At 68.6% G+C, this 16,380-nt stretch carries 14 protein-coding genes; 7 read left to right on the top strand and 7 right to left on the bottom strand.

Annotation, left to right across the window (positions count from 1 at the left end; genetic code table 11):
• Positions 1–79: 79 nt before the first annotated feature.
• From metC to ASG07_RS09735, 3 genes are all read right to left on the bottom strand, one after another.
• Positions 80–1,276 carry a cystathionine beta-lyase gene (gene metC, locus ASG07_RS09745; protein WP_055845248.1) on the bottom strand — a complete coding sequence of 399 codons (1,197 nt, stop codon included), beginning with the start codon at positions 1,274–1,276 and terminating at the stop codon, positions 80–82.
• Positions 1,273–2,112, bottom strand: coding sequence for a sulfurtransferase (locus tag ASG07_RS09740; protein ID WP_055845245.1), 840 nt, complete (start codon positions 2,110–2,112; stop codon positions 1,273–1,275). The genes metC and ASG07_RS09740 overlap by 4 nt, the downstream gene beginning before the upstream one ends.
• Positions 2,113–2,198: 86 nt before the next feature.
• Positions 2,199–3,740 (bottom strand): cryptochrome/photolyase family protein, encoded by a 1,542-nt coding sequence (locus ASG07_RS09735; protein WP_055845240.1) that lies wholly within the window; start codon positions 3,738–3,740, stop codon positions 2,199–2,201.
• A gap of 29 nt (positions 3,741–3,769) precedes the next feature.
• Here ASG07_RS09735 and queF point away from each other — a divergent pair, with 29 nt between their 5' ends.
• The 4 genes from queF (at position 3,770) to ASG07_RS09715 (ending at position 8,403) form a co-directional block, all read left to right on the top strand.
• Positions 3,770–4,216 carry a preQ(1) synthase gene (gene queF / locus ASG07_RS09730; RefSeq protein WP_055845237.1) on the top strand — a complete coding sequence of 149 codons (447 nt, stop codon included), beginning with the start codon at positions 3,770–3,772 and terminating at the stop codon, positions 4,214–4,216.
• A 135-nt stretch (positions 4,217–4,351) separates the two neighbouring features.
• A complete protein-coding gene (locus tag ASG07_RS09725; RefSeq protein WP_055845232.1) occupies positions 4,352–6,619 on the top strand; it encodes a glycosyltransferase family 4 protein in 2,268 nt (755 codons plus the stop codon).
• Between the two features lie 66 nt (positions 6,620–6,685).
• A complete protein-coding gene (locus ASG07_RS09720; protein WP_055845227.1) occupies positions 6,686–7,969 on the top strand; it encodes a glycoside hydrolase family 130 protein in 1,284 nt (427 codons plus the stop codon).
• A complete protein-coding gene (locus tag ASG07_RS09715; protein WP_055845224.1) occupies positions 7,969–8,403 on the top strand; it encodes a hypothetical protein in 435 nt (144 codons plus the stop codon). Before ASG07_RS09720 ends, ASG07_RS09715 begins: the two co-directional genes overlap by 1 nt.
• A 4-nt stretch (positions 8,404–8,407) precedes the next feature.
• Here ASG07_RS09715 and ASG07_RS09710 read toward each other — a convergent pair whose 3' ends face one another.
• On the bottom strand, positions 8,408–10,381 hold the full coding sequence (locus ASG07_RS09710; protein ID WP_055845221.1) for an OPT family oligopeptide transporter: 1,974 nt from the start codon (positions 10,379–10,381) through the stop codon (positions 8,408–8,410).
• Positions 10,382–10,867: 486 nt separating this feature from the next.
• On the opposite strand from ASG07_RS09710, the gene ASG07_RS09705 reads away from it, so the two are divergent.
• Positions 10,868–12,157, top strand: a complete 1,290-nt coding sequence (locus tag ASG07_RS09705; RefSeq protein WP_055845217.1) for a homoserine dehydrogenase — start codon at positions 10,868–10,870, stop codon at positions 12,155–12,157.
• A 22-nt stretch (positions 12,158–12,179) separates the two neighbouring features.
• On the opposite strand, the gene ASG07_RS09700 is transcribed toward ASG07_RS09705, so the two are convergent.
• The 3 genes from ASG07_RS09700 to ASG07_RS09690 all read right to left on the bottom strand — a co-directional run bounded on the left by ASG07_RS09700 (position 12,180) and on the right by ASG07_RS09690 (position 14,199).
• Positions 12,180–12,704 (bottom strand): hypothetical protein, encoded by a 525-nt coding sequence (locus ASG07_RS09700; protein ID WP_055845214.1) that lies wholly within the window; start codon positions 12,702–12,704, stop codon positions 12,180–12,182.
• A 71-nt stretch (positions 12,705–12,775) separates the two neighbouring features.
• Positions 12,776–13,204 (bottom strand): CoA-binding protein, encoded by a 429-nt coding sequence (locus tag ASG07_RS09695; protein ID WP_055845212.1) that lies wholly within the window; start codon positions 13,202–13,204, stop codon positions 12,776–12,778.
• Between the two features lie 23 nt (positions 13,205–13,227).
• The gene (locus tag ASG07_RS09690) at positions 13,228–14,199 is read right to left on the bottom strand and encodes an Mrp/NBP35 family ATP-binding protein (RefSeq protein ID WP_055845210.1); all 972 of its coding nucleotides are present in this window, start codon (positions 14,197–14,199) and stop codon (positions 13,228–13,230) included.
• A gap of 73 nt (positions 14,200–14,272) precedes the next feature.
• On the opposite strand from ASG07_RS09690, the gene hflK reads away from it, so the two are divergent.
• Complete coding sequence (hflK, locus tag ASG07_RS09685) at positions 14,273–15,409, top strand: protease modulator HflK (RefSeq protein WP_055845207.1); 1,137 nt, start codon at positions 14,273–14,275, stop codon at positions 15,407–15,409.
• Positions 15,406–16,269, top strand: coding sequence for a protease modulator HflC (hflC, locus tag ASG07_RS09680; RefSeq protein ID WP_055845204.1), 864 nt, complete (start codon positions 15,406–15,408; stop codon positions 16,267–16,269). Before hflK ends, hflC begins: the two co-directional genes overlap by 4 nt.
• The last annotated feature ends 111 nt before the right edge of the window (positions 16,270–16,380 follow it).

The raw sequence follows: 16,380 nt of genomic DNA, 5'->3' as shown, positions 1-16,380 counted from the left end.
GCGGCGCACAAGAACATTCCTGCAACCGAGATCAGGAAATCGACCGGATGTTGCGCGATCGCAACAGCCGGGACAGCATCTATGCGCCGGTCACCACCCGCCATGCAGCGAACGCGCGATCGAGATCGGCGATCAGGTCGCCGACATCCTCCAGCCCGATCTGGAGGCGTACGAGCAGGCCGGCGTCGTCGCGCGTGGTGACGCTGCGATGGCGTTGCGGGTCGATCGGAATCGCGAGGCTCTCGTAACCGCCCCAGCTATAGCCGATCCCGAACAGGTCGAGCGTGTCGATGAAGGTGGTGCGGGCATCGTCGCTGCCGGCCGCCAGCGCGAGCGAGAACAGGCCGCTGGAGCCGGTGAAGTCACGCTTGAACTGCTCGTGGCCGGGGCAGCCCGGCAGGGCGGGATGATGGACGGCCGACACCTCCGGTCGGGCATCGAGCCAACGGGCGATCGTCAGCGCGCTCTCCTGATGCTGGCGCAGGCGCACCGCCATCGTGCGGAGGCCGCGGCTGCCGAGGAACGCGTCGTCGGGCGCGACGTGCTGGCCGAGATGGAAGCTGGTGTCGCGCAGGGCGGCGAAGCAGCCGGGACCGGCGGTGACGGAGCCGAGCATCGCGTCGGAATGGCCGACGACATATTTGGTGCAGGCGAGGATCGTATAGTCGATGCCGCGCGCGATGGCGGGGAAGAACAGCGGCGTGGCCCAGGTGTTGTCGAGCAGCGTAGCGATGCCGTGCGCCCTGGCGACGGCGACGATCGCGGGAATATCCTGAACCTCGAAGGTCAGGCTGCCGGGGCTTTCCATGAAGATCGCGCGCGTGGTCGGGCCGATCAGGTCGGCGATGCCCGCGCCGATCATCGGGTCGTAGAAGCGGGTCGTGATCCCGAACCGTTTGAGCAGGCCGGTCGCCAGCCCGCGAGTGGGATCATAGGCGCTGTCGACCAGCAGCAGCTCGTCGCCGGGCGAGAGGATCGCGAGCAGCGCGGCGGCGATCGCGGCGACGCCGGACGGGTAGAGGAAGGTCCCTTCCGCGCCGGGTTCCAGTTCGGTCAGCGCGTCGGCGAGCGACCATTGGGTCGGGGTGCCGCGCCGGCCATAGAACAGGCGGTGATGCGTATCGCGCCCCGCCGCGGCGCGCAGTTGCGCGACATCGTCGTAGAGGATCGTGGAGGCGCGCCAGATGGGCGGGTTGACGATGCCGGCGGTCCATTCCTTGCGGCGGCCGGCGGTGACGACCTTGGTCGCAGGCTTGGTATCGTCGCGGTCGTTCATGCCGGTTCGCCCGTCGCTTTCAGGGTGGAGGGATCGCTGCCCCATTCGGTCCAGCTGCCGTCGTAGAGTGATGCCTCGCGACCGAGCAGGTGCGCGCCGAACGCGAGCACGGCGGCGGTGACGCCGGAGCCGCAGGTCATCGTCATCGGTGCATCGAGATCGACGCCGGCGTCCTCGAACGCCGCCGACAGGTCGCCGCCGCGCTTCCACGTGCCGTCCGCGTGGAACAGGCGCGGATAGGGCAGGTTGCGGGCACCCGGGATGTGGCCGGGGGCGGCGCCGTGCGGATCGGGCTCGTCGCCGGTGAAGCGCGCCGCGCTGCGGGCGTCGATCACCTGTTCCGCACCACTCGCTAGGTTGCCCTTCATCTGCGCGAGGGTGCGCAGCCGTGCCTCGTTCCATTCGGGCGTGGCGTGGCGGGGTGTCGCGACATGGGGCCCAGTGTCGAGCGGGCGACCCTCGGCCCGCCATGTCGCGAGGCCGCCGTCGAGGATCGCGACGCTACCGATGCCGTAGCCGCGGATCAGCCACCACGCGCGCGCCGCGCTTTTCCACGGGGCGTCGTCGTAGAGGACGATGCGGGTACCGTCGCCCAGGCCGAGCCTGCCGAGCCGGCTGGCGATCCTGGCCGGGCCGGGCAGGGTGTTCGGGAGCGGCGAGTCGGTGTCGCGCAGTTCGGCGAGGTCCAGGAATACCGCGCCGGGGATATGACCGGCCTCGAACTCCATGCGGGCGTCGCGCCCCAGCAAGGGGTCGAGCAGGGTGGCATCCGCGATCCGCAGATCGCGCTGGCCCAGCGATGCTGCGAGCCATTCGGTCGTGACGAGGGAATCCATGCGCGCGCCTCTAGCGGATAGCGATGGGGTTTGTCGAAGGTCGGGGGGTTTGTCGAAGGCTGTGGGTTTGTCGAAGGCTGGGGGCATCAGTAGGGCGGACCACCGGCGTCGAGGGCGTCGAGGAAGGTGGTGGCCTGAGCGCGGGTGGCCGCCTGCGCGTCGGCGGGCTGTTTGTCCCAGGTGCGGTACGGCATGGCGAGGCGCGGATTGCGGCCCAGCGTCTCGCGGTGGCGGACGAGGAAGTCCCAGTACAAGGCGTTGAACGGGCACGCATCCGGCCCGACCCGCTGCTTCACGTCGTAGCGACAATGACGGCAATAATCGGACATCCGGTCGATATACGCACCCGACGAGACATAGGGTTTCGACCCGACGAGGCCGCCGTCGCCGAACTGGCTCATGCCCAGCGTGTTGGGCAGCTCGACCCATTCGTATGCGTCGACATAGACCTCCAGATACCAGAGGTGCACCGCCTTCGGATCGGCACCGATCAGCAGCGCGAAATTGCCGGTCACCATCAGCCGCTGGATGTGGTGGGCGTGCGCGGTGGCCAGCGTCTGGCCGATCGACTCGCGCAGACAGTGCATGTCGGTCTCGCCGGTCCAGTACCAGCCGGGCAGGGGACGGTGATGATCGAGGTGGTTGCGGTCGACGTAATCCGGACCCTCCCGCCAGTAGATGCCGCGCATATATTCGCGCCAGCCGATGATCTGGCGGACATAGCCCTCGACCGAATTCAGCGGCGCGCGGCCGGCGCGATATTCCGCCTCCGCACGGCGACAGAGGTCGAGCGGATCGAGCAGGCCGGAATTGATGTAGGGTGACAGGATCGAGTGCCAGAGGTGGCGCTCGCCGGTCAGCATCGCATCCTCGTAGTCACCGAATTGCGGCAGGGCGTGGCGGAAGAACATATCCGCCTGACGCCCGGCATCGGCGGCGGTGACCGCCCAGTCGAAGCCGTCCAGCGAGCCGGGATGATCGGGGAAGCGGTCCGCGACCATCGCGATCACGTCCTGCGTGATCGCGTCGGGCGCGAAGGCGAGGGGGCGGGGCATCAGCAGGTCGGCCTTCGCCGGCTTGCGATTGTCCTTGTCGAAGTTCCAGCGCCCCCCGGCCGGCTTCGCCCCGTCCATGAGCAGCCCGGTCTTGCGGCGCATGCCGCGATAGAAGAATTCCATGGTCAGTTCGCGGCGACCCTCCGCCCAGTCATCGAACTCGGCATGGGTGGCGACGAAGCGGTCGTCGGCGTGGATCGCGACCGGGATGCCGAAGATCGTCTCCCACCCGTCGATCATCGCGCGGACGCGCCACTCGCCGGCTTCCGTCACGGCGATGCGGTCGGGCGAATGACGCTGGATCGCGCGGGCGAGTTCACCGGTGAAGCTGCCGGCGTTGTCCGGGTCGTCGAGCGGCGTGTAGTCGACCGTCCAGCCGGCCGCGCGCAGCGCGCCGGCGTGGTGGCGCATCGCCGACAGGATATAGGCGAGCTTCTGTTTGTGGTGACGGACATAGGTCGTCTCCTCCGCCACCTCGACCATCAGCACGACAGTGTCGGCCGGGTCCCGTTCGCGGAGCGAGGCTATGTCCGGCGACAATTGATCGCCCAGGATCGGCACGAGCGTTTTCATGCGGCCATCATCTTCCTATGTGCGGGGGCATGACCCCCAAGCATCTCGGCCAGACCAGCGCGCTGCCCGCATCCCCGGAAGCGGCGGTGCTCGACTATGTTCCCAATCCGCGGCCCGGCCGTACCTATCTGATACGGTTCGCGGCCCCCGAGTTCACCAGCCTGTGTCCGGTGACGGGGCAGCCCGATTTCGCGCATCTCGTCATCGATTACGTACCCGGCGAGACGATCGTCGAGTCGAAATCGCTCAAGCTGTTCCTCGGCAGCTTTCGCAACCATGCCGGTTTTCACGAGGACTGCACGGTCGGGATCGGCGAGCGATTGTTCTACGAGATGAAGCCGATGTGGCTGCGGATCGGCGGCTACTGGTATCCGCGCGGCGGTATTCCGATCGACGTGTTCTGGCAGTCCGCTGCGCCGCCCGCGGATTTGTGGCTACCGGATCAGGGGGTTGCGCCATACCGGGGACGCGGATGACGGCTTCGTAATGCAGCGCGGCATATTATTGTTGCGTTGCAGCGACTTCCACGAAACTTTCCCTTAGATGAATGGTTTATGCCAGTTGTAACGGGCAGACCGGGAGTCGCCGATGCACCTAGCGAGGGAATTACGATGGTAGAAGCAGTCGCGGCCACGATCGATCATCTCGTCATGATCGGCAATTTCCTGCCGCGGCAATGTGGATTGGCGACGTTCACGACCGACGTCTACACCGCTGTCCGCGAACGCTTTCCCGACGTCGCCCTCGATGTGTACGCGATGGACGATCACCCCGGCCGCTACGATTACCCCGACGCCGTGACCGGCGCGATCCCGCAGAATGAACTCTCCGCCTATATCGACACGGCGCGCATCGTCGAGTCGAGCGGGGCGCAGGCGATCTGGCTCCAGCACGAATACGGCATCTATGGGGGCCCGGCGGGAGAGCATATCCTCGCGCTGCTCGATCGCACGACATTGCCGCTGATCGTGACGCTGCATACGGTGCTGGAGAAGCCGAGCCCGGACGAACGGCGCGTGATGGAGGGGCTGTTGCGCCGCGCGTCGCGCGTCATCGTGATGGCCGAGCGCGGGCGCGACATCCTGAAGCGCGTCTATGGCGCCAATCCGCGCCAGATCACGATGATACCGCACGGGGTTCCCGATCGCGATCTGATCGATCCGGCGTCGCGCAAGGGCAAGTTCGGCTGGGAGGGGCGGCCGGTCGTGCTGACGTTCGGCCTGCTCGCGCCGAACAAGGGCATCGAGACGATCATCGAGGCGCTGCCGGCGGTTGCGGAGAAGCACCCGGACCTGCTCTACGTGGTGTTGGGCGCCACACACCCGAACCTCGTCGCGCATGAAGGCGAGAAGTATCGCGACCGGTTGAAGGCGCTCGCGGCCGAGAAGGGCGTCAGCGACAATGTCGCATTCGTCGACGGCTTCGTCGAGCATGACGAGCTCATCAGCTATCTGGAGGCGGCGGATATCTATGCCACGCCGTATCTCAACCCGGCGCAGATCACGAGCGGGACGCTGTCCTATGCCGTGGGCGTCGGCAAGGCGGTGATTTCCACGCCCTACGTGCATGCGACCGAGATCCTCGCGGACGGGCACGGCGTGCTGGTCGATTTCAAGGATGTCGCGGCGTTCGCGCGGGAGATGGACCGGCTGCTGTCGAACGAGCGCGACCGCAAGCGACTGGCGGAACGTGCCTATGCGCGTGGCCGGACGATGATCTGGCCGCGTCTGGCCGAGGCGATGCTGGCCGAAACCGACCGCGCCGTCGCTCATCGTCCCGAGCGTATCGTGAAGTCCACGCCTTCCTTTCGCGCCATCGCCCCCGATTTCGCCGCCGTCGAACGAATGAGCGATGCGACGGGTATGTTGCAGCATTCGATCTATTCCGTGCCGGATCGCCGCCACGGATATTGCATCGACGACAATGCCCGTGCGCTGATCCTGGTCAGCGGGATGCCGGAACTGGACCCGGTGCTGCGCGACAAGTGGACGACGATCTATGCGTCCTTCGTCCAGTATGCGTGGAACCCGGACAGGCGTCGCTTCCGCAACTTCATGCGGTTCGACCGCGGGTGGTGCGAGGACGTGGGGTCGGAGGATTCGAACGGCCGGACCCTGTGGGCGCTCGGCATGGTCGCGCGCGATGCGAAGGAGGCGAAGCATCGCGACTGGGCGGGAGCGATGTTCGATTCCACCGCCAGTCTGGCGCTGGAACTCGGGTCTTTGCGGGCGCAGGCGTTCGCGATGCTGGGTGCGGCGGCGATCCTCGATGCGAAGCCGGGCCACGTTCTGTCGCTGGAGATTCTGACGCAGCATTCGGCGTCGTTGCTGAGCCTGCTCGAAGAAGCGCGACGGCCGGAATGGCAGTGGTTCGAGATCGTGCTGGCGTATGACAATGCCCGCCTGCCGGAAGCGTTGATCCGGGCCGGCCGGGCACTGGGTCGCGACGATCTGCTGCAATGCGGGCTCGCGACGCTCGACTGGATCTGTGGCAAGCAGACGTCGCCCGAAGGCCGTTTCCGCGCAGTGGGCACCGAAAGCTTCTTTCGGCCCTATGCCGAGCCGTTGCAGTTCGACCAGCAGCCGCTGGAGGCGCAGGCGACGGTCGAGGCGTGTGTCTCCGCCTTCGAGGCGACGGGGGACCGTCGCTGGGTGGCCGAAGCAGAGCGCGCCTATGGCTGGTTCATGGGATTGAACGACCTCGATCTGCCGCTGGCGACGGCGGCGGACGGCGGGTGTTTCGACGGCCTGATGCCGACCGGGCTCAACCGCAATCAGGGTGCGGAGTCGATCCTGGCTTTGCAACTGGCGAGTTGTGCGATTTGGGGGCTATCGCAGCCACGGGCCGACGTGGCAGGGACGACGCTCGCCGCCGCGTGAGGCCGGACCTTCGGGAACGGCCGGCGTGGTGACCATCGTCTGCCGGCAGCGAGGGTCCGGAACCGCATGAACCTGTTCACTCACGAAATGCGCCTGCACGCCGATCCGTCGCGCGTGGTGGTGCGGCCTTTCCATATCGCCTGGAGCGGCGGCAACGGCGCGGCCCCCAGCCGGACCGAACGGCTCGTCGCCGAGGTGCTGGGCATGGATGGTGCCCAGGCGCGCGAGGAGCTGGAGGTCGTCCTCAAGGACTTCGAGGCGCGGCACTGGCAGACACGGCGCGTGTTCATGACGCGCTACGACGAGATCGAGGAGATGCTCGGTCTGGACGGCAGCGAGATCGGCGACGAGAAGCGGCAGCTGATCGGCGCGTATTTCTGTCATGAGTACAGCTATGCCGCCGCGGCGCTGATGAACCCCAGCGCGGTGCCGCATTTCGACCAGTCGGGGATGCCGCCGGGTAGCTTGCGCATCCTGATGTCGATGCGCGCGGTGGGCGAGGGCCATATTTCCTCGGTGGCGTTCCGCGAGGGGATCATCACCGACCGGCACGAACTGCAACTCGCGCCGGAGCCACCGTTCGCGACCGCGACCGACGCCGTCGGCAGCGATCGCGAGGAGATGCCCGAGGGGCCGGTGACGGTGTACCGCCACCGCGACTCCACATTGTCGGGGACGGTCATCTTTCCGATCACGGCGGCGCAGTCGAAGGGGCTGGAGGATCTGCGCATCGTGCGGTTCCAGCACGAGGACGGCACGTTCGAGTGGATCGGCACCTACACCGCCTATAACGGCTCGCAGATCCAGTCGGAGCTGATGCGGACACGCGATTTCCGGGCGTTCGATCTGGTGCCGATGACCGGCGGCGCGGCGCGGAACAAGGGCATGGCGCTGTTCCCGCGCAAGGTCGATGGCCAGTATATGATGATCGGCCGGTCGGACGGCGAAAACCTGTTCCTGCTGAAGTCGGACGACCTGACCCATTGGGAAGATGGCGCGAAAATCCTCGTGCCCGAATATCCGTGGGAGCTGGTGCAGATCGGCAATTGCGGTCCGCCGATCGAGCTGGACGAGGGCTGGCTGCTGCTGACCCACGGGGTCGGCGCGATGCGGAAATATTCGATCGGCGCGGTGCTGCTGGACAAGAACGATCCGTCCAGGGTGATCGGCCGCACGTCCGAGCCGTTGCTCGCGGCGAAGGATCAGGACCGCGAGGGGTACGTGCCGAACGTCGTCTATTCGTGCGGAGCGATCCGGCATGGCGACACGCTGTTCCTGCCGTACGGGATCGCGGACAGTTCGATCGGCTTCGCGTTCGTGGCGATCGGGGACCTGCTGGAGCGGATGTGATGCTGCTGGCGTTGCTGTTGCAGGTCGCGGTGCCGTCGGTGGAGGCGGAAACGCTCGGGCGGCGGCTGGCGGCGGCGGGTGGACTGGCGACGATGATCCCGATGCTGGTCGAGACGGACCTGACCGAACTCGCGGGCGAGAAGCCGGACCTGACGCCGGCCGAGCGCGAGCGGTTGTTCGCGATCGGCCATGCGGAAGGGGCACGGGGGCGGGCGAAGCTGATCGATGCGCTGGGCCATGCCTATGCCGCGAAGCTGACGGTCGCCGATCTGCGCGTGCTGGTGCGCAACGCCGAGATGCCGGAGACGAAACGTCTCCGCCAGACCGAACCCGCCGCGATCGTGCAGGCGATGCAGACGCTGGGCGAGATGGACCTGAAGAAGACGGTCGCGGCGCAATTGTGCAAGGAAACCGGCAAACGCTGCGAGCGGTGACGCTCTACGCCGCCGCCACCCGCCGCGCGTAGCGGTAGAGGAGGGCGACGAGCGCGAGGAACAGGATCGTGCCGCCGATCAGGGCGACGGGCTCCCATGCCGCCCCGACGATCGCCAGCGGGGCATCCGAGTTGGTCGCGTAGACGAGGCCGGCAAAGGCCACGCCCCACAGGCTTTCGCCGACGATCATGCCCGTCGCGGCGAGGACGCCGAACCGCTCCGCCGCCTCAGGATCGCGCTGCCGCTTCGCCCAGCGGTCGTAGATCGCGCCGATCACCGCGCCGAGCACCACCGGCAACGTCACCGTCATCGGCAGGTAGACGCCGAGGCCGATGCCGAGCGGGGGCAGGCGCAGGCGGCCGGCGCGGCCGAGCAGTTCGTCGACCCCGACCATGATCGCGCCTGCCAGCGCGCCCCAGCCGATCATCGCCCAGTTGAGATCGCCGCCCAGCACACCCTTCGCGAGCGCGGAGATCAGCGCGGCCTGGGGGGCGGCGAGCGCGTTCGGGCCGGCCCCGGGCGCGCCGACGAAGCCGAGCGTGCTGCCGAGCAGGTTCAGCACCGGCGGCACGACGATCGATCCGAAGATGACGCCGAAGACCAGCGCCACCTGCTGCTTCCACGGGGTCGCGCCGACGAGCTGGCCGGTCTTCAGGTCCTGAAGATTGTCGTTGGAGATGGTCGCGACGCCGAAGACGATGCCGGTGACGATCAGCGCATAGGCAACCAGCGCCTGCGTGGTTTCGGGCGGCGTGCCGCGCCCGAACAGGCCGACGAGCATCAGGCTGGCGGCGAGGACCGACAGGATGCCGATGCCGGACACCGGGCTGTTCGACGCGCCGATCAGGCCCGCCATGTAACCGCAGACGGCGGCGATCACGAGGCCGATGACCAGCACGAACACCAGCGCGCCGGCGATCAGCGGCACCGCCGAGCCGGCGAGCGGTCCGCCGGCGATGACCGTCCAGAGCAGGATGCCGATCGGCACCAGCATGCCGATCGAGACGAGGAAGACGAGGCCGATCGGCAGGTCGCGTTCCGTCACGTCGACGATCGCGCCGCCGCGCTTGGCCTGCGACGCGGCGAGGGCGGAGCGGACGCCGCCCACGACCGGGCCGATGATCTTCGCCAGCGTCCAGATCGCGGCGACGCCGATCACGCCCGCGCCGAAGAAGCGCACGTCGCTGCGGAACACGGTGCCGGCCCAGGTCGCGACATCGGCGGCGGGCATCGGCGCGGCGGCGGTGAGGATCGGCAGGACGATCCACCAGCCGACGATGATGCCGACGAACATGGCGAGGCCGACCGACAGGCCGACGAGATGGCCGGCGCCGATCAGCGCGAACGACAGACCGCCGGCGATGCCGGTCGCGCCGCTGCCGGCGCGGAACCACAGGGCGGCCTCGGCGGCGACGAGGCGGGTCTGGGTCAGGATCGCGAAGCCCGCGGAGACGAGCGCGCTCCACACGATCACCCACAGGCCGCGGGCGCTTTCGGCGGCACCTTCGCGGCTTCCGGCGCCGACCTTGAGCACCTCGGCGGCGGCGCGGCCCTCGGGATAGGGGAGAGGCGTATCGAGGACGAGGGCGCGGCGCAGCGGCACGGAGAACATGACGCCGAGAATGCCCCCGAACGCGGTGATCGCCGCCGTCGTCAGATAGGGAAAGCCTTGCCACCAGCCGATCATGACGAGGCCGGGCAGGACGAAGATGATCGCCGCCAGCGTGCCCGCCGCCGACGCGACGGTCTGGACGATGTTGTTTTCGAGAATGGTCGCGCCGGGCAGATAGCGCAGGATCGCCATCGAGATCACCGCGGCGGGGATCGAGGTGGCGAAGGTCAGCCCGACTTTCAGCCCGAGATACACGTTCGCGGCGGTGAACAGCAGCGTGATGATGCCGCCGAGCGCGATGCCGCGAACGGTGAGTTCGCGCATCGGTGTCGCCGGGGGGGAGCCGGTTGCGGCGGTGTGGGTCATGCCTGTCCTGTCGGGATCGAGGGCGAAGTGGAGGCGTTCACGGGGTGTCCGCTCAGGCCGAAGTGGAGGACGTGGAGGCGACCGGAGGGTGGCTCCACGTTGCATGGAGCGGCGTAGACGCGGTCTTCGGATCGGGCGGGGTGGGGCAGGAGAGTGACCTTCGCGTTCGTATGGCGTCTACGGCTGGGGGTAAGTGCGACGTGACCGCCGAGTGACCTGGACGGGGGAATATCATGTCGCGTGCGTGTAGGACCGTCAAATCCGGTGTGGTGTCGCTTTGCGTTCGTAGGGTTTCAGATGTTCCTCCCCTGCAAGGGGAGGTGGCGCGCACCGCCGGAGGGGTGTCAACGCTGGCCGTGTCACCCCTCCGTCAGCCCTGCGGGCTGCCACCTCCCCTTGCAGGGGAGGAATGGGGGTACGCCACGCACGCTCCTCGACACTTTCCCCCCGACGCTTTAGGCGCGGCGGCGATTCAAGGGGAACGACATGGCGGACGCGTTGCGGGTGGCATTGGCCGGGCTGGGGACGGTGGGTGGCGGGGTCGTCAAGCTGCTGGACGCCAATCGCGACCTGATTATGCGCCGCGCCGGGCGGCCGATCGAAGTCGTCGCGGTGTCCGCGCGCGATCGCAGCAAGGATCGCGGAATCGACCTGTCCCGCTTCCGGTGGGTCGACGACACCAGCGCGCTGGCGCAGCAGGCGGATGTCGACGCGGTGGTGGAGCTGATCGGCGGATCGGACGGGCCGGCGCTGACGCTGGCGCGCGCGACGCTGGCGAAGGGGCGGCATATCGTGACCGCCAACAAGGCGATGCTGGCGCATCACGGGCTGGAACTGGCGCAGGCGGCGGAAGCGGCGGGCGCGGCGCTGAAGTTCGAGGCGGCGGTGGCCGGCGGCATCCCGGTCATCAAGGGCCTGCGCGAGGGTGCGGCGGCGAACGAGATCGGTCGCGTCTACGGGATCCTGAACGGCACCTGCAATTTCATCCTGTCGAAGATGGAAGCCGAGGGTCGCGATTTCGCGGAGGTGCTGGCGGAGGCGCAGGCGCTGGGCTTCGCCGAGGCGGACCCGACATTCGACATCGACGGCATCGACGCCGCGCACAAATTGTCGATCCTCGCCAGTCTGGCATTCGGGACGCAGCCGGCGTTCGACCATGTCGCGGCGACTGGCATCCGGCACGTGCTGGGTGCGGATATCGCGGAGGCGGCGGCGCTGGGCTATCGCGTGCGGCTGGTCGGGCTGGCGGAGGCGGGCAAGGCGGGGCTGTTCCAGCGCGTGCATCCGCATCTGGTGCCGATCGATCACCCGCTGGCGCACGTCACCGGATCGACCAACGCGGTCGTGGCGGAGGGCAATTTCGTCGGCCGCCTGCTGTTTCAGGGTGCGGGGGCCGGCGAGGGACCGACCGCGAGCGCGGTGGTCGCCGACCTGATCGATATCGCGCGCGGCGAATATGGCCCGCCGTTCGCGATGCCGGCGGCATCGCTGGTGGCGGCCGACGTCGCCGATGCGGGCGAGCGACGCGGGCGTGCGTATCTGCGCTTTCTGGTCGAGGACCGCGTCGGCGTGCTGGCCGAGATCGCGGCGGCGATGCGGGATGCGGGCGTGTCGATCGAGAGCCTGATCCAGCGCGGCGCGACCGCGGAGGGCCATGTGCTGGTCGCGATCGTCACGCACGAGGGACCGGAGCGGAGCGTGGCGCAGGCGCTGGAGCGGCTGCGCGGATCGCCCAGCGTGGCCGGTGCGCCGTTGTGGATGCATATTCTGGGCTAGGGCGAAGCAGAGCAGACGTGATTCAGGGCGTCGCCGGAACCGTTCCGCTGACCCGCGGCACCGGCGGGTCTTCGAGGGGGATGGCGACGCGGTTGGATTTGTCGGTCTTCTTCTTGCCCTTGAGGCTGCCGGCGATGTCGCGGACGAGGCCGACGGGATTGGTGGCCTGACCCGGTTCGTCGCAGCAGCTGTTCGGGTCGATGAGCTTGCCGAGCAGCCGGACCGCAGCGACGCCGCCGCCGATCATGTCGACGCCGGTCTGGCAGCCGCCCTGAACGGTGGCGCAGGGGGCGGCGGCGGCGTTCATCGCGACGTCTGGACGCAGATAGGGGTTGATCGGGGTCGGCCGGTCGGGCGGGCCGCGTTCCGCGGGCAGGGGCAGACGCTGGGTCGGGGTGACGGTGGCGCAGACCACGACCTCTTCGGGGGTCGGCAGCGGCTGGCGCTTGCACGCCTCCGTCGGGACGGGAGCGAGGATCGAGAAGCGTTCGGGCGCCGCCGCGGGTGCAGTCGCCTGAAGCGAGAGGATGATCGCGGCGAGACTCATCGGGTGCGCTCCGGTCGGAAGCGGGGAGCCTGCCCGTTCGGATGCGTTCCGTAAAGCGTCAGGTTAGAGCGTCAGGCGGGGCGCGCGACGCCCAGCCGGGGGATGTCGATCGCGGGGCAGCGGTCCATCACCACCTTCAGCCCGGCGGCTTCGGCGCGGGCGGCAGCGGCCTGATTGACGACGCCGAGCTGCATCCACACCGCCTTCGCACCGACGGCGATGGCCTGATCGACGACTTCGGCGGCGGCGTCCGAATTGCGGAAGATGTCGACGATGTCGATCGGGTCGCCAAGCTGCGCGAGGTCGCGGAAGACGAACTCGCCATGGACATGCTCGCCGGTAATCTGCGGATTGACCGGGATGACGCGATATCCGTGGCGCTGGAGTGCGGCCATGACGCCGTAGGACGGCCGGTTGGGGCGATCCGACGCGCCGACGAGGGCAATCGTACGGGCCGATTCGAGCAGGTCCCTGATCTCGGCATCGGTGGTGAGCGGCATGTCGGAACTCCTGTGCTGCGCGCTCAACGCGGCGTGGCGGCTGGCGGTTGCCGCAACCACGCGTCCACCGTCGCGGCGATGGGCGCGAAGACATGGTCCCCGGCTTCCGCAGCAGGCGGGCGACCGGCATCGCTGGCGGCGCGGATCGATCCGGTCAGGGGGATGCGGCCGAGGAACGGGATGCCGAGATCGAGTGCCGCCGCCTCCGCGCCGCCGAGGCCGAACGGGTCGGAAATCTCGTGGCAGTGCGGGCAGATATAGCCGGCCATGTTCTCGATCAGGCCGATGATCGGGATGCCCGCCTTCTGAAACAGGTCGATCGCGCGGGTGGCGTCGATCAGCGACAGGTCCTGTGGCGTCGACACGATCACCGCGCCGGCGGGGCGGTATTTCTGGACCATCGTCAACTGCACGTCGCCGGTGCCGGGCGGCAGGTCGAGGACGAGCGTATCGGCGCGACCCCACGCGCCCTCCACCAGCTGCCCCAGCGCCCCCGCCGCCATCGGCCCGCGCCACGCGATCGCGCGGCCGGGTTCGACGAGCTGGCCCATCGACAGCAGGGGAACGCCGTAGGGGGTGAGGACGGGGATGAGCTGCTTGTCGAGCGCCTCGGGGCGGGTGCCCTCGACACCCAGCAGGCGCGGTTGCGAGGGGCCGTAGATGTCGGCGTCGACCATCCCGACGCGGCGACCGGCGCGCGACAGCGCGATGGCGAGGTTGGCCGCGATGGTCGACTTGCCGACCCCGCCCTTGCCGCTGGCGACGGCGATCAGCGCGCGGGCGGAGCGTTCGGCGGTGGCGACGACCCGAACCTCGGCGATCCCCGGCCGGCCGGTCAGCGCGGTGCGGAGCGCGACCTCCATCGCGTCGCGTTCGGGCGCGTCGAGGCCGGTCGCGTCGAGGATGACGCCGGCGCGTGCGCCGTCCATGCGAAGGGTGGCACGGTCGCCCGCGATCGCGGCCACCGCCGCCTCTGCCGTATCATAGATGGTCATGCGACGCGGCAGATAGGGCCGGACAGGGCGCTTGCCACTGTTTTTCGTCGGAACGTCTTCCTATAGAGGAGGGATGAGCATCCTGCCGCGCTGGCGCAAGCGCCCTATCGTCCTCGCCGCTGAAACTCCGAAGGGCCCGTGGGGCGGCGGGGACAATAATGGCGGGGGGCCGCGCAATCCGTGGTCGTTGCCGCCGGGCGGGCGGAAACCGGCGGGTGGCAGCGGACCGCGCCCGACGGCCCTGGACGAGTTCCTGAAGAAGGCGCGCAACGCCGGTGGCGGCGGGGGCGGCGGCGGCGGTTTCTCCGGACTGCCGACCGGACCCAATGCGCGGATGCTGTGGGCGATCGGTGCGGGTATCCTGGTTCTGATCTGGCTGGTCTTCACGTCGTTCCACCAGATCGCGCCGCAGGAACGCGGCGTCGTGACCTATTTCGGCCGTTATGCCGGGACGTTGCAGCCGGGCGTGCAGATCACCCCGCCCGCGCCGATCGCGCGCGTGCAGACGGTGAACGTGCAGGGGTTCCGCACCGAGAACTTTCCGCGCGGCGACGGCGTCAACCTGGCGCTGACCAAGGACCAGAACATCGTCGACCTGACCTATTCGGTCCGCTGGAACATCGCCAATCCGAGCGAGTACGTGTTTCAGCTGCGCGAGCCGGAGGAGACGGTGCGCGCCGCCGCCGAGAGCGCGATGCGCGCGGTGATCGCGAACACGACGCTGGATCAGGCGCTGGGCCGTGGCCGGACCACGATCGAGGCGGAGGTGAGCGAACTGACGCAGTCGATCCTCAACAGCTATCGCGCGGGCGTCCGCATCCAGAGCGTGTCGATCAACCGTGCCAGCGCGCCGCAGCAGATCGTCGACGATTTCAACAAGGTCACGGCGGCGCAGCAGGAGGCGGTCGCGGCGGTCAACCGCAGCCGCGCCTATGCGCAGCAGGTGATCGCGCGGGCGCAGGGCGAGGCGGCGGCGTTCGACCGCGTCTATGCCCAGTACAAGCTGGCCCCCGAGGTGACGCGCCGGCGCATGTATTACGAGACGATGGAGGACGTGCTGGCGAAGTCGAACAAGACGATCGTGGAGCCGGGCGGGACGGTGCCGTACCTGCAGGTGCCGGGCGCGACGCGCATGCCGCCGCCGGCGGCGGCCGCAGCGCCGGCACCGGCACCGGCCCAGCCCGCGGCGACGACGGGAGCGGCACAGTGAACGGTCTGTTGAAGAACCCTGTCACGATCGGCATCCTGGCGCTGGTGCTGGTGATTCTCGCCGCCGCGACCTTCGCGATCGTGCCGGAGACGCAGCAGGCGGTCGTTTACCGCCTCGCCCAGCCCATCCGGGTGGTGAACAAATATCAGGCGAGCCAGCCGATCGGATCGTCGGGTGCCGGCCTGATCGCGCGGGTGCCGTTCCTCGACCGCATCACATGGGTCGACAAGCGCGTCCTCGATCTCGATCTCGAGAACACGCAGGTGCTGTCGACCGACCAGTTGCGGCTGAACGTCGATGCGTTCGCGCGGTTTCGCGTGGTCGATCCCCGACTGATGCTGGCGACGGCGGGCAGTGAGGAAGGCGTCGCCAACCAGTTGCGCCCGCAGTTCGGGTCGACGCTGCGCAACGAACTGGGCAAGGTCCGGTTCGCGACGCTGCTGACGCCGGAGCGCGGCGAGGTGATGGATTCGATCCAGCGCGGTCTCGATCGCCGCGCGCGCCAGTATGGCGTCGAGATCGTCGACGTCCGCATCAAGCAGGCCGAATTGCCGGAGGGCACGCCGCTGGATTCGGCGCTCCGCCGGATGCAGACCGCGCGCCAGCAGGAGGCTATCACGATCGCCGCCGAGGGTCAGCGGCAGGCGCGGATCGTGCAGGCGGATGCGGATGCGGAGGCGTCGCGCATCTATGCCGAGAGTTTCGGCAAGGATGCCGGCTTCTACGATTTCTACCGGGCGATGCAGTCGTACCGGCGGACGTTCGGGGCGGACGGTTCGACCGACGAGAAGGGTGCGACGTCGATCATCCTGTCGCCGAGCAACTCCTATCTGCGCGAGTTCGTGGCGCCGGGACGGTAAGTGCCAGCGGCTCCCGTCTGGCTCCGTCCGGGTCGGAGGTGGTCGAAGGCGGAGCCCCCCACGGGGCAGCTCGACTTCGCTCCGCACGAACGGATCGGATGAAGTTACCGG

The sequence above is a fragment of the Sphingomonas sp. Leaf343 genome, from assembly GCF_001423765.1.
In the GTDB taxonomy this organism is placed as follows: domain Bacteria; phylum Pseudomonadota; class Alphaproteobacteria; order Sphingomonadales; family Sphingomonadaceae; genus Sphingomonas.
This window is presented reverse-complemented; position numbering and strand designations above follow the sequence as displayed.